Origin of the sequence: Aquimarina algiphila (assembly GCF_007489275.1) — a bacterium.
Lineage (GTDB): Bacteria > Bacteroidota > Bacteroidia > Flavobacteriales > Flavobacteriaceae > Aquimarina > Aquimarina algiphila.
In genome coordinates, this window is the sequence record NZ_VLNR01000107.1 from 1 (window position 1) to 13,400 (window position 13,400).

17 protein-coding genes and 1 pseudogene are annotated in these 13,400 nt (G+C 31.8%); 13 read left to right on the plus strand and 5 right to left on the minus strand.

Annotated features, from left to right (window positions below; translation table 11 throughout):
• The 7 genes and pseudogenes from FOF46_RS32825 to FOF46_RS29075 all read left to right on the plus strand — a co-directional run.
• Window positions 1-112, plus strand: a pseudogene (locus FOF46_RS32825) (IS982 family transposase); the annotation flags it as partial.
• 89 nt (window positions 113-201) lie between these two features.
• On the plus strand, window positions 202-693 hold the full coding sequence (locus tag FOF46_RS29050; RefSeq protein ID WP_143918955.1) for a hypothetical protein: 492 nt from the start codon (window positions 202-204) through the stop codon (window positions 691-693).
• Between the two features lie 12 nt (window positions 694-705).
• Entirely contained in the window at window positions 706-1,143 is a 438-nt protein-coding gene (locus FOF46_RS29055; RefSeq protein ID WP_143918956.1) for a 3-hydroxyacyl-ACP dehydratase FabZ family protein, read from the plus strand.
• A 9-nt stretch (window positions 1,144-1,152) separates the two neighbouring features.
• Window positions 1,153-2,052 carry an alpha/beta hydrolase fold domain-containing protein gene (locus tag FOF46_RS29060; RefSeq protein WP_143918957.1) on the plus strand — a complete coding sequence of 300 codons (900 nt, stop codon included), beginning with the start codon at window positions 1,153-1,155 and terminating at the stop codon, window positions 2,050-2,052.
• Complete coding sequence (locus FOF46_RS29065) at window positions 2,042-3,316, plus strand: beta-ketoacyl-[acyl-carrier-protein] synthase family protein (RefSeq protein WP_143918958.1); 1,275 nt, start codon at window positions 2,042-2,044, stop codon at window positions 3,314-3,316. The genes FOF46_RS29060 and FOF46_RS29065 overlap by 11 nt, the downstream gene beginning before the upstream one ends.
• A gap of 64 nt (window positions 3,317-3,380) precedes the next feature.
• Window positions 3,381-3,635 (plus strand): phosphopantetheine-binding protein, encoded by a 255-nt coding sequence (locus FOF46_RS29070; RefSeq protein ID WP_109438643.1) that lies wholly within the window; start codon window positions 3,381-3,383, stop codon window positions 3,633-3,635.
• A complete protein-coding gene (locus tag FOF46_RS29075; protein WP_143918959.1) occupies window positions 3,632-4,177 on the plus strand; it encodes a 4'-phosphopantetheinyl transferase superfamily protein in 546 nt (181 codons plus the stop codon). The genes FOF46_RS29070 and FOF46_RS29075 overlap by 4 nt, the downstream gene beginning before the upstream one ends.
• A gap of 19 nt (window positions 4,178-4,196) precedes the next feature.
• On the opposite strand, the gene FOF46_RS29080 is transcribed toward FOF46_RS29075, so the two are convergent.
• Window positions 4,197-5,123, minus strand: a complete 927-nt coding sequence (locus tag FOF46_RS29080) for a leucine-rich repeat domain-containing protein (RefSeq protein ID WP_143918960.1) — start codon at window positions 5,121-5,123, stop codon at window positions 4,197-4,199.
• A gap of 35 nt (window positions 5,124-5,158) precedes the next feature.
• A complete protein-coding gene (locus FOF46_RS29085) occupies window positions 5,159-5,743 on the minus strand; it encodes a YceI family protein (RefSeq protein WP_109438646.1) in 585 nt (194 codons plus the stop codon).
• A gap of 345 nt (window positions 5,744-6,088) precedes the next feature.
• Between FOF46_RS29085 and FOF46_RS31875 the strand changes: the two genes are divergently transcribed.
• The 4 genes from FOF46_RS31875 (at window position 6,089) to FOF46_RS29095 (ending at window position 7,885) form a co-directional block, all read left to right on the plus strand.
• Entirely contained in the window at window positions 6,089-6,262 is a 174-nt protein-coding gene (locus FOF46_RS31875; protein WP_167571993.1) for a hypothetical protein, read from the plus strand.
• A 272-nt stretch (window positions 6,263-6,534) separates the two neighbouring features.
• The gene (locus FOF46_RS29090) at window positions 6,535-6,903 is read left to right on the plus strand and encodes a rhodanese-like domain-containing protein (protein WP_109438647.1); all 369 of its coding nucleotides are present in this window, start codon (window positions 6,535-6,537) and stop codon (window positions 6,901-6,903) included.
• 29 nt (window positions 6,904-6,932) lie between these two features.
• Window positions 6,933-7,088 (plus strand): hypothetical protein, encoded by a 156-nt coding sequence (locus FOF46_RS31880; protein WP_167571994.1) that lies wholly within the window; start codon window positions 6,933-6,935, stop codon window positions 7,086-7,088.
• Window positions 7,089-7,426: 338 nt separating this feature from the next.
• Window positions 7,427-7,885, plus strand: a complete 459-nt coding sequence (locus FOF46_RS29095; RefSeq protein WP_143918961.1) for a methyltransferase family protein — start codon at window positions 7,427-7,429, stop codon at window positions 7,883-7,885.
• A gap of 1 nt (window position 7,886) precedes the next feature.
• Here the strand turns inward: FOF46_RS29095 and FOF46_RS29100 are convergent, their stop codons facing one another.
• The gene (locus FOF46_RS29100) at window positions 7,887-9,095 is read right to left on the minus strand and encodes a multidrug effflux MFS transporter (RefSeq protein WP_143918962.1); all 1,209 of its coding nucleotides are present in this window, start codon (window positions 9,093-9,095) and stop codon (window positions 7,887-7,889) included.
• Window positions 9,096-9,210: 115 nt separating this feature from the next.
• Between FOF46_RS29100 and FOF46_RS29105 the strand changes: the two genes are divergently transcribed.
• Together FOF46_RS29105 and FOF46_RS29110 are read left to right on the plus strand one after the other, a co-directional pair.
• Entirely contained in the window at window positions 9,211-9,801 is a 591-nt protein-coding gene (locus FOF46_RS29105) for a hypothetical protein (protein ID WP_143918963.1), read from the plus strand.
• Between the two features lie 106 nt (window positions 9,802-9,907).
• Window positions 9,908-10,402 (plus strand): DUF4251 domain-containing protein, encoded by a 495-nt coding sequence (locus FOF46_RS29110; RefSeq protein ID WP_143918964.1) that lies wholly within the window; start codon window positions 9,908-9,910, stop codon window positions 10,400-10,402.
• A gap of 77 nt (window positions 10,403-10,479) precedes the next feature.
• Here the strand turns inward: FOF46_RS29110 and FOF46_RS29115 are convergent, their stop codons facing one another.
• Entirely contained in the window at window positions 10,480-10,947 is a 468-nt protein-coding gene (locus FOF46_RS29115) for a hypothetical protein (protein ID WP_143918965.1), read from the minus strand.
• Between the two features lie 1,345 nt (window positions 10,948-12,292).
• Window positions 12,293-13,141 carry a hypothetical protein gene (locus FOF46_RS29120; RefSeq protein WP_143918966.1) on the minus strand — a complete coding sequence of 283 codons (849 nt, stop codon included), beginning with the start codon at window positions 13,139-13,141 and terminating at the stop codon, window positions 12,293-12,295.
• Between the last annotated feature and the right edge of the window lie 259 nt (window positions 13,142-13,400).

The following is a 13,400-nucleotide window of genomic DNA, read 5'->3' on the forward strand; positions in this document are numbered from 1 at the left end:
GGGATTTAAAAATAGAATCTTATCAAAGATCACAGCAATGACCATTATTCAATATATCAATAGGTTTGAATTCAACAGAAATATAAACAACCTAAAAATTAATATTAACTAAATGCACAACGGGTTATAACACTATATAAATAATCACTTTGTTAAATATTTATATTAAAATATAGTATTAATAAATCAAGTAAAGACACAATGAAATATATATTTATTCTGTTATGTTTACCGTTATTGGCAAATACAACAATGTCATGTAAAAATGATGATGATAGAGCTTCTGATATGACGCCGGATATTGATGCAAATGCTTCCGCAGAGATTGTAAGTGTAGTAGTCTCTGGAGATGAAAACAGCTATTCTTTTAATGTAGGAATCAAAAGCCCTGATACAGGATGTAATCAATATGCAGATTGGTGGGAAGTTATTTCTGAAGATGGTAAATTGTTGTATCGTAGAATTTTGGCTCATAGTCATGTCAATGAGCAGCCTTTTGTTAGATCTGGAGGTTCTGTTGCTATTTCAAAAGATCAGATAGTGTATGTCCGAGCACATATGAATACTAGTGGATATGGGACGAAAGTCTTTAAAGGCAATGTGAGTCAAGGATTTGTAGAAGGTACTTTGGATAAAACTTTTGCAGCCGAATTAGAAACAGCACAACCACTTCCTGATGGCTGTGCATTTTAAAATGAATATACATTGAAGAAAGAGGATATCATACAAAAACTACCCTATAGCAAACCTTTTTTGTTTGTAGATGAGATTATTGAGATTGACGATGATCATATCAAAGGGGGATATACATTTCTGAATGACGAATATTTTTATGAAGGTCATTTTAAAGATAATCCTATTACTCCTGGAGTAATCCTTACAGAGTGTATGGCCCAAATAGGAATGGCCTGTTTTGGAATTTACCTTTTAAAAGGTAAATGGGATGAGGGAGAATGGAGTGTAGCAATGACTAGTAGTGAAATGAATTTTAATAAACCCGTTTTTCCAGGAGAAAAAGTAATAGTGATTGCAGATAAGGTGTATTTTAGGTTTAATAAACTAAAATGCAATGTAGTTATGTACAATGCAGATGATATTTTGGTGGCAAAAGGTGTTGTAGCGGGTATAGCATTTAAAAAGTAAAATAATCACATGAGTTTAGGATATTCTTTAGTAAAATTAGTACTTAAGTTAAAAGGGGAGAAAAAAACATGGTCTCAGGATCCGATTGACTATATCAAAAAAAGAAAGCAAGATGTTCATGTGCCAAATAGAAGACTGTTTTTGGGTAGTTCATATGAGACCAAAGAGCATCTTCAAAGTAAAATAACATATATCACTCCTAAAAATATCAAAACAGATATCCTGTTAATGTATTGTCACGGAGGAGCTTTTGTCTATGGACCAACACAAGAAAATTGGAAAGCATTAGCCAAAATAGCTAAAGAGACAGAGGCTAGAGCATGTATGATAGATTATCCTAAAGCACCAGAGCACACTATAGATGTAATTACAGATAATGTATATCAGGCATATATAGAGGCAACTAAAGTGTATAATGCCTCAAAGATTATTTTACTAGGGGATTCTGCAGGTGGAAGCCTGATACTTACATTAGCTCAGCGATTACAAAGAGAGCAAAAAAATACTCCTAACTGTTTGATTCCTATTTCACCACTGGTAGATGCAAGTGTAACAAATGCCAAAATACCAGAAGTTGATGTAAAAGATATTATTCTAAGTCTTAAAGGAGTAAGGTCGGCAAATACTATGTGCGCTGGATCCCTGTCGTTAAAAGATCCTTTGATTTCGCCCTTATACGGAGAGTGTAGTAATCTGCCCCCAATACATCTTTTTATGGCTACAGATGATATACTTACGCCTGATCAGGAGTTATTTGTCGAAAAAGTGAAACAAAATAAGGGGGAGATCGATGTTATTGTGGGAAAAGGAATGCCCCATGTTTGGCCTATTTTGCCAATAATGCCCGAAGCAAAAGTTGGATTGCAAAAAATAATAACCATTATTAATTCGGTTATAAATGATAAGTAAACGGCGTGTAGTGATTACAGGTTTGGGTGTAGTAGCTCCTAATGGAATGAACGTTTCAGTTTTTAGTAAAGCTATTCAAAATGGTACAAGTGGTATACGTTTAATTGAAATATTAAAAAAACTTAATTTTTCATGTCAAATAGCTGGTTTACCAAATTATAAAAAAGATTACTTAAATAATTACTTTAATTCAATTCAGCTTAGAGGATTACAAGCCTCAGGGATGGAATACGGTGTGATTTCGGGTATAGATGCTTGGAAAGATGCTGGATTATCGATTAATGATAATGATACTCCGTTATGGGATGCCGGAGTTATTTTTGGTACAGGAATATTAGGAGTTGATAAATTTAGAGAAGCAATTTATAAGGTCGATGAAGGAAATGTAAGACGTCTTGGTAGTACAACTGTTATCCAAACTATGGCTAGTGGTATTAGTGCATTTTTAGGAGGTATGTTAGGGTGTGGTAATGTTGTAACTACAAATTCCTCTGCATGTAGTACGGGTACAGAAGCAATTTTAATGGCCTATGATCGAATAACAAGTGGTTCAGCAGAAATCATACTTGCAGGAAGCACTAGTGATAGCGGGCCATATGTATGGGGAGGGTTTGATGCTATGCGTATTCTCCCATATAAATATAATGATATCCCTGCAGAAGCCTCTCGACCTATGAGTGCAAGTGCTAGTGGTTTTGTGCCAGGTAGTGGAGCAGGGGCTCTTGTCATCGAGAGCCTGGATAGTGCTCAAAAAAGAGGAGCGACCATTTATGCAGAAATTTTAGGCGGACATGTAAATAGTGGTGGGCAACGTAGCGGAGGAAGTATGACTGCACCCAATAGTGAAGCAGTACAGCAATGTATAAAGAGAGCGATAGAGAAATCAGGGATAAAAGCGGATGAAGTTGATGCGATTAATGGACACCTTACAGCGACTACAAAGGATAGTGCAGAAATACAAAATTGGTGTGAAGCATTAGGCAGAAAAGGAGCTGATTTTCCTTATATTAATTCATTAAAAAGCCTTGTTGGACATTGCCTCGCGGCTTCTGGAAGTATCGAAAGTGTAGCTGCAGTATTACAATTAAAAGAAAAGTTTATTTTCGGAAATATTAATTGTGAAGATTTGCATCCAGACATCGAGTCTTTGGTAGATAGAGATAAGATACCTACAAAAACACTTGATTTTTCAGCAAATATAATAGCAAAAGCCAGTTTTGGATTTGGGGATGTAAATGCCTGTGTTATCTTTAAAAAATATTAATAATTATGTTGAATTTCGTTTTACATAAGAATTGACATAATAGTACTAATAACAAAAATGATTTATGACTAAAGAAGAATTATTATCTAAATTGAAAATTATCATAACTCCGTACGTTCAAAATCAGGAAGGGCTTAAAAACCTTACTGAGAACACTGACTTTATAAAAGATCTGGAGATTAATTCTGCAAATTTGGTTGATGTAGTGCTGGATGTAGAAGATGAGTTTGATATTGAAATTGATAATGAAGCGATGGAAAAAATGTTAACGGTGAAGGCTTCAATAGAAGTAATAGAACATAAACTTGCTGTAAAGTGATTGGTAATGATATTGTAGATCTTGCACTTTCCAGAACAGAAAGCAATTGGAAAAGAAAAGGATGGGTGCAAAAGATATTTACTGCGATAGAACAACACTATATTTTTGAAGCTGATCATCCTGAAATACAAGTTTGGAAGTTTTGGAGCATGAAAGAGGCTGTTTATAAAGCCCATCAAAGACGATTTGGACATCCGCCAAAGTATAATCCAAAAGATTTTAATTGTACGTTAGGAGGGGAGGTAATGATTGATAAGTGTGTCTATAAAACCTCTACAATAATTACAGAAAAATACATTTATAGCATAGCAAAAGCATCTAATATCGAGTATGATACTCAGATTTTTGATGAAACACTAAGAATGCATCCCTTGTTATTACAAAAGATTGCTGAAAACTATAAGATAGATTCGTCTATAGTTACAATTAAGAAAGATGGTAATGGAATCCCTATGGTACGTATAGATCAAAAAGCAGAAGACATTCCAATTTCCATAACACACCATGGCCAATATTCAGCGTTTGTTATAGGGCTAGAATAAAGAATATATAAATCAGGATTTAGAAAATCACTTTTGTATTGGGTAAAGCTGTTTTGATTCTGGCTTGTTCTTCCTCAGAGAAATGATTATTGCTTAATTCTAATACTTCTAATTTTGAAAACCCTTTTAGGTCTTTTGGCAGTGATGTAAACTCGTTGTTTCTTAATAAGAGGACTTTTAGACTTTCTGATTGATCAATATTCTTTACAACTTCTGCCATGTGTAGTTCTGGATTTTTATCTAATACCAAACCTTTCAAATTTTTCGCTAAAGCAATTTCTGCAGGAACAGATTGCAGGTTATTATACTTCAAATCTAATATACTTAGAGATTTCATTTGAGCAATAATCTTAAATGTATACGGCAAATCTAAGTTAGGGTTATTAGCGAGACTAAACTCTTGCAAAGTATTAAGGTTTTTTATGTTTTCAGGAAGTCTTTGTATTTTATTCCCATCTAATACGAGTTTGTCTAGTTTTTTCACTTTAGTTAAAGTAGTGATTACTTTTGGGAGCTGTAACTCTAAATTATATCCTAGATCAATTTCTCTTAGTTTAGGCCATTGCAGTATAACTTCGGGTAGTTTTTTAAATTGGTTCTCTCTTAGATTAATAACATCGATATGATCTAAATTTTTAAGATTCATAGGGAGTGATGTCAATGCATTTTTAGAGAGTTTTAATAGTTCTAATGTATTCAATTTCTCTATGCCCTTAGGAAGAGTGGTTAGCTCACAATTGGTTAAGAATAATACCTTTATTTTTGTCAGTTTAATAATCTGCTTCTCAAAATCAACCAGGTTTTCTTTATTCAAGTCTAACCATACTACCTCGTTAGTTGTAGTTAGAGCATCTTTAAAAGAAGTATATCGCGTTGGATTTTGACCATACGATGTGGTGAATATAGAGCTTAATGTAAGCAAAATGATAAAAGGAGTTATTTTCATAACTGGTAGGAATTTTATAAAAGAGCCTGAATTATTTATTGAATAACAGGAAAGTAAAAGCGAACATCTAGCTTGTTTTTTTCTCGCTCATCGTGTATGTTAACTCCAAAATCGCTGGTGTAAATTGTGGTTTTACCTAATAATTTTTTATCATCAAGAGAAAAGGTGATGATCACTTCTTTCTTGGTTTCTTTAATGGTAAGCATACCAATAACTTTATAGGTGTTCGTATCAAAAGGAACAACTTGTGTGCTTTCAAATTTGATTTTAGGATATTTTTTCTTGTAAAAGAATTTTTCCCACATGAGATGTCCGTCTCTTAAAAAATTATCGGTATCTAATGTTTTAATTAACGCAGTACCGCTAAAAGATGCATTGTCGGGATCAGAAGGATTAAAATCTATTTTAAAATCTAGGCCAGAAATAGTCCCAGATGTTTCTTCCGAAACAAAATCAAAAGAAATCCTTGATTTTTCCTTGTCAATGGTCAATCCTCGATAATCATTAATCAAAGCATATTCGCTGGTATTATTAGATATATTGATTTCATTTGGAAAATCAGTTTGAGCAAATCCTTGTGAGATAAGAACAGTGAGTAAAATACTTATTAAAGCTTTCATGGGAGTATGATAATTATTTTTAAAGATAACAAGAATCAAGAATCATTCCAAGGCTTATCAAATTTAGATATTGCTTGTCGGGGGAAATTCACTAGTTGATATTAGGTGTTTTGCCTCTTTCATCTTGGGATTGAACAACATAGTTTTGATAAAAGGGTATTACAAAGAATTATGTTAAAAATTACGGGCTAACCATAGAAACATATGAGTTTGTAGGATTTTGGATTACAAGAGCTCTTAAAATAAATATAAAGTGATACAAATGAATAGATTAAAAGTAAAAAAAGTAATAAATTAGAAAGACCATTGATCGTTAGCCAATTCATGAACCTAAAAAGTTGAATTATGAGTAAAGAAAAATCTAGAAAAAAAAGACGCTTTGCAGATTTCCAGACAAAATATCGTAGATCTTCAAATTTTGGATATGGATCAAAAAGAGATCAGTTTGCCATCGCAGGAAATGGGGAGTTATTTGCTCCAGAGTATGATGAACAAAATAATAAATCTCAGAATTCCTAATATAACATCTTGAGATCATGAACACACCTTTTTTTGGTGTGATAAATACTTCGTTTGTGACTTTTGTTACTTCATAAAAAAATAAGGTATTGTACCTTTGTCTAAAATTATATGAAAAGCTATTTGATAGAGAAGGAACAATAGTATAATGTTATGGGATAGAGTCATAAATATTTTTAACCTCTAGTTGCTCTAACTGCTAATCACCTGCGTAGTGATAATAAATCGTTACTTCTTTTATATTGTAAGCTGCCATTATACGTGTCAAATACATGAAAATATTAATTATTCTATGGACCATATTTTCATATGGTTCTTTTAGCTATCAAAAAGAAGATATAATTAAAATTATAGATATTGAAACCTTCAAAAGTGCAGTTATAGGCAAAGATGTACAACTCATTGATATTCGTACTCCAAGAGAATATAAGGCTGGTTTTATAGATGATGCTATCAATATTAATAGTTATGATGCTCAACAATTTTCTATAGCGTTTCAAAAATTAGATAAAGAAAAGCCAATCTATATATATTGTTACTCTGGTGGTAGAAGCAATCGTGCTAGTAAGAAGCTGGCTGCAATGGGGTTTAAAAAAATCTTTGATTTTAAAGGAGGATATAAGGCATGGAGCAATCAATAACTATTAAGAATACTATAAAACTTAAAAAAATGATAGACAAAGAACAATATGAGAGTATTGCCAAAGAAATTCATAGTGATACTAGTCCTGTAGGGATTGATGCTAAAAAAACTCATATTCTGATCCTTCAAAAATTAATAAAAATTGAAGAACGATTGGATCGCTTGGAAAATAAATTACAATAGAATTATTCATGTGGGGTTGTGTATGTAATTGATATTGTTGTTGTTATGGTTTTTGAGTAAATACATGTAACATTTGTCACAGTATTTTATTTTTTTTCAGAATATATTTGTACTTATAGTTCTTAGGGAATTTAATTGCTAAAAAAGAAACTAAGTAATTTGGGAAGCTGTCATAAAAGGCTCAAACTTCGACATTGTCAGATTGAATTTTATCAAAACACATTTGTCAAAATGTTTTGTTTTTCTGGATTTCAGAATTCAATTGGATAGAGGAGTATACTTTTTTGACAGCTTTAATATTTTAGTAACCGATATATTTATTTTCATACGTTAAGGATATGAAATTAAAAACTAAAGACATTGGTTTTGTAGTTATACAGTTTTGTTTATTTATCATCTATCTGTTTGATAGCGATTTTTTAAATTTTGATGTATTACATTTTATACGAATTATAGGTATATCTATAGCCATTTTGGGTGGATTCCTTATACTCATTGCTACAATACAACTCAATACAAGCCTATCTCCGTTTCCTAGCCCAAAATCAGGCGCTAACTTGATACAAAATGGGGTTTATCGTTATATAAGGCATCCAATTTATACCGCAATTCTATTGATCGCTTTTGGCTATGGGATATATATAGGATCTCTTTTTAAGATATTAGTGACTATTGTACTCTGTGTTCTTTTTTATTTTAAATCTGTATATGAAGAAGAACGTTTAGTAAAGATGTTTTTACAGTATACCTCATACAAGAAGCGTACAGGACGTTTTCTACCAAAATGGTTAAACTAGATTATGCGTTTATCATTTTTTTTGCAGATACTTTTAAATACATAAGGATTACAATAGATAATATCGAACAGACTAAAAAGCCTATAAATAGAGGTAGAGTAGAAGTTATAACAAACCTTCCGATATAGGTGCTAATAGGAACGGCCATTATAGTAGATATAAATCCTGTTATAGCGGCACCTATTCCTGCAATATGACCGATAGGTTCCATGGCAAGAGCTCTTAAGTTTCCAAATAAAAATCCAATCGCAAAAAATTGTATTCCGAAGAAAATCAATAGAATAACAACATTAGGGTTTGGTGAATTATAAAACAAAACGATATATAGAAGAGAAATAACAAAAAAAGCAAATAGGGAAGTGGTTACCAATTTTTCCATTCCGTACTTTAATACCAGTGTCCCATTAAGGAAAATAGCAGATCCAATCGCTATAGCCAAAAGGCCAAATATATATGGAAATTCTTCTTTTAGGTTATACTGTTGCTCAAAAATCTGTTGCGAAGTACTTAAATATACCATAAACGAACCTACTATAAAACCAGAGATGAGCGTATATCCCATTGTTGTTTTATATTTTAATAGTTCTTTTAGTCCGTCCAAGAAAATATTAGAAGTAAATTTTATACGTTTTGAAACGTCGAGGGTTTCTGCTTGTCGTTTCCAGAACCAAAAAGAGACCAACAGACCAAAAATCAATTGTATGTAGAAAATAGCTTGCCAATTATAGTGGTCTAATACAAATTTACCCAAAGCAGGAGCAATAATAGGTACGAGAAGAAATACTACGGTAACAAATGACATAATACGTGCCATATAATCACCACTATAGATATCTCTAATCATTGCTATTGCGATCGTTCTGGGTGCAGAAAGTCCGATTCCTTGTAAAATCCTTCCTACCACCATCATTTCTATACTTGTAGCAAAAATGCATATAAAACTTGCAATGATAAAGAGTAAAAATCCCATATAGACTACAGGTTTTCTACCAAAACTATCAGATATAGGCCCAAAAAAGAGTGGGCCAATACCAAGTCCCAAAAAGATCATGGTAATTAATAATTGATTATCTGCGATTTGTGTGACACCAATAGTAACTCCGATAATATCTAATGCAGGTAGAAGAGCATCTATGGCCAAAGCAACAATTGACATTAAGGATGCCATGAGTGTTACAAATTCGAACTGAGCGAGCTTCTTTTTTAACATCCCGCAAAAGTAGCCGTTTTACTATTGTTAAATGATAAAGTAATGTTATAATTATTTAGGATTTGTAACGTGTATATTTTTTTATAGTTATTTTGATAAAACTGTATTAACCAACATGATGAAAAACAACTTCTTTTTAGTATTATCATTCATATCTAGAAAAAATAAAAATTACATTATAACTACTGCAATGATATGTGCTGCTGTTTTTTTTGGAGATACTATAATGGCACAAAATGAAAGCTATACTTCTGTACCTGCCAGAAGAAAAAGTAGACTAACCATCGACGGAGTTTCTTATGTTGGGCGACCGAGTCTGATTACTCATTTTAGCCCGGGAAAACAATCTAGTTTTACTGTTAACTATGAGTTTAGTACTAACTTTCATGCCGAGATAGAAGGTCATTACTATCTCTATGATTTAATGGATGTTTTTATTGTTTCTTTTATTGTTCCTATTAGTACCAAACAATATGTGTCTGATAGGCTGTATCTTTTTACAGGAGGAGAAGTAGAGTTTACCAGATCCTTTAATTATGGGGCAGAACCAATTCCGCCGATTTTTAAAATGATTAACGGGGTTGGGTATGATGTAAATGCTAATTTTTCTTTAGAAGTAAAACAAGATTTAAATTTTAATACTACAACTTTGGCGCCATTTAGTAATCCCAATATGTTTTCGGTAAAAGGTAAGTTTAAGTTTTAATTAAGAGTTAATCCTTGGTTTACTGTGTTTTAGAGTCACAAGTCACGCTTAAAAACCGTATATTTGGTACGAAAATTGATAGATGTAGCATATAAATCCAGATGAAATGAAAACTCTTTTTTTAGTACTTATAGGTGGGATATTGATAAGTTGCGGAAGCACTCAAAGTATTGAGGTTACTGAAGCACAGCGTAAAGCATTAGATGAAATAGTAACTCAAAAGAAGTATGAGATTATCTCTGATTGGGCTTCACCGCTTACTACGACAAGTGTTAATGCCGTAGCCAATAGTGGATTACTTCCTCCGGGAAGCACGGTAAACAATATCAGTTTGATAGGCAACGGTAATCATTTTAGAATGGATGGAGATAGTGTTGATGTATATTTACCATATTTTGGGGAGCGTAGACTATCGGCTAGATACAGCACAGATGCTGGTATAAAGTTAAAAGGAGCATATGATAATTATAAGGTAGAATATAACGAGAAAAAACAACTGTATTTGATCAAATTTAATGTTGACGATATTCAGGAATCCTATAGAATTATTATACGGTTATACGCTAATTTAAAGAGTGACATTAGCGTTAATAGTAATTAATCGAACTACCATTAACTATAGAGGAAACGTATCTAAACTATCAGAAAAAAGTACAGCTACAGTCACTACACAATAGATTATAATAAGTGTTTTTTAATAGAATCTTGTATTGTGGTAGGATCTTGTTCTACCAAAAACTTCATGAATATATAGATTCCCAAAATATGTGCTGAAACAATAAAGAATGTACAGAAATTATTCAATAAAAATAGCTCATTAATAACGGTAAAACCTACAACAAATTGACATAAAAAAGCCGATATGATCAGTTTAACACCATGACTATAAGTGTCTGATACATATATATAATAGGAAATTCCAGCATATAACAATAATGTCAAAATTGTAGATACAATATAAGGAATAGTATTAGGTAGTAATTCTAATACTAAGTCTGAAATTGAAAAAATAAGATACCCCAGTAAACCAATACTAATGAATAATGGAAGTGTCGTTGTCTTTTTCCATCGAAATGTAATATGTGCACAGTACTTTTTTAATGCTAAAGAAGAAAATAAGGCATAAATAATGATACAAATGCACATATATGAAAAGTAATCTGTAAAACTTACATAAATTAAGTGGTCTGATATCATTAAAGACATAACACTAATGATAAAAAAGAAATTTATTTTTAGATGTTTTCTTTTAAAAACTTCGTATAAATAGGTAAGCAATAGAAATAGTAACGTGATCGGAAGCAAAATGCTCAAATAATGTTTGTCAAAAAAAAGCGACGTTATAATAACTGTGAGACAACTGAGATATAAAAAGTACTGTAGGGGATTAAATTCTTTCAATATAAAAGTATGTTAGAAACTTAATTGAATATAGCAAAATAAAATGAATACTTATGTAAGGATGATTGTAAGCAGAATTTATTGAATTAAAATAGTATAACAAATTTAACCGATAGGGAGCTTCCTAAATATTCTATTTTACATAATATAAATTATAGTACATTTTATAAATAGGTTTATCCAGTGGATGAAGCTATTTATAACACAGATGGCGCGCTGGCGAAATTATGATGTATTTAGGATTATTCTATTTATAAAAAAAATGATAGCTATAATGTAATACTATGTAAAATATCCCAGGATAATTCTATTTCATAGTGATCGTAGCTACTGGGGTCATTAATATTTCTTTTAAGGCGTTTATGATTAAACCTCACGTTTATATTTGTAGCTATAATTTGCCGTTATGTAAAATTGCCGCGCCCAACCGCCTTTATTGTTTTGTAAATAAAAATGCTTAATGCATTTTTCTCTACACACAATTTGCCAACGCTTGGCCACACCAAAAAAAAACAAACACTTTTAGGTGGTTTATAAATCGCGTATTCGATAAAACATACGTGGAAAAAGTTTTTATGCGATTTTTCGCAAGGTTAATATTGTTTTAGATGAGCTCAAGATTGCTATCGCAGTTCTCGTGAAATTGCCGCATTAGCATAAAATTACTCTGCGAGATAATTTCTATACACTTGCTATCCTAGGAACACAGATTAAACTTACTAAGGTTTGCATATCTTTTTGTCTTGACCCTTCGATAAACTCAGGGTAAATGACAAAAGAACAAAAAACTTGTGCTGAGGTTGCTGAAGTATCAAGGCTGCATAAAACTTTGGAAACAATCACGGCGCAGTCGGGATATTTTAGACGGCATAAAATTGAAAGTCTAGTAGACTTTTGATTTTGTGAGCGAGCTGGCGTGTTGGCGATTTGTAACGTTTTGTTTAATCAATTGTACTATCATTATCCTGCCGCATCATCTCGCAGCTACAATAATTCCTCCACTGGAGCAATCATTGTATCTCGTGTTTTCTCCAAAGTTTTCTGAGGCCGTTTTAAACTTTTAGGTTCTATTTTACATAATACTTCATAACTAACTATTAGCATTTTGTTGAGCCCACCATTTAGCATTTGAAATTATTTTTTCAAAATGTTTTAAAATCGCCTCCTTAAAGCCTTCTATACAAGATAATTCAAGTAATTTAGTAGTATTTAAGACACTTTTTTCTAATGAAATTAAGTAGTTCATAAAAATTTCCATTCTTTCTAATCTAAGCTCCAACCTTTGTACTTTATTATAATAATTATTTTCTAATTCTAAAGTTATTGATTTAAGCTTTTCCCATTTTTCTAAATCATAAATATTTGTATCGTACATAACCTCTTCAACATAAACAATTCTTTTTGCAAAAAATGAAATATAGTATCCACCTGAGAGAGTTAGATTATATAATTGATTACCTGTAATTCCATCATTATTAGAATGAATTAACGAGTTTTTCTCTAATACGTGTAATACATTTTCAATTATATCTTTAGAAGCTCCCATATTGGAGATAGCCTTTGTAATTTCATTAGTTGATACCTCAGAGGAACCTATTGTCGCTTTTGTATGCAAAAATTTCAGTACATATAACCTTAATAATTGCAAAGAATTACTCCCTAAATTTGAATCATATATGTTTATAGCTTCTGCCCTTTCATCTTTAAAATACCTCCAAGTACCTAAGATACTTCCTTTAAAAACTTCGTGATATGGGAAAGTGAAATCTGCTTGACCATTAATATAATTATTTAATGCTCTATCCGCTTGGATATGCCCTGAAGTGAAAAAATTTCTAACAAGAGTTATTCCTTTTCTAAGATTTCTATCACTTAAATACCCTAATAGTTTACCATTGTCTTCGTTGAGCAAACTTTTTTGAGCAATAGTAAAAAACAAACTAAGGTCAGTATCTTTTAAAATGGCTCCATTAGAAAGTTCTATATCAGCCTTTTGATCTTTTAAAATTAATTTAGAATAATTTAATCTTTTGGATAAAATTTCATTGAATGAGGGTGGGTTTATCCAAAGTGGAAATTCTTGCCAAACTGACCCACCTATTCCTATTATATTGACCCAGTAAATCCTATTTAAACTGACCCACCTATTCTTGTTTAAATTGACCCACCCCCAAAAGTGTGTGTATTAAATAACTTGT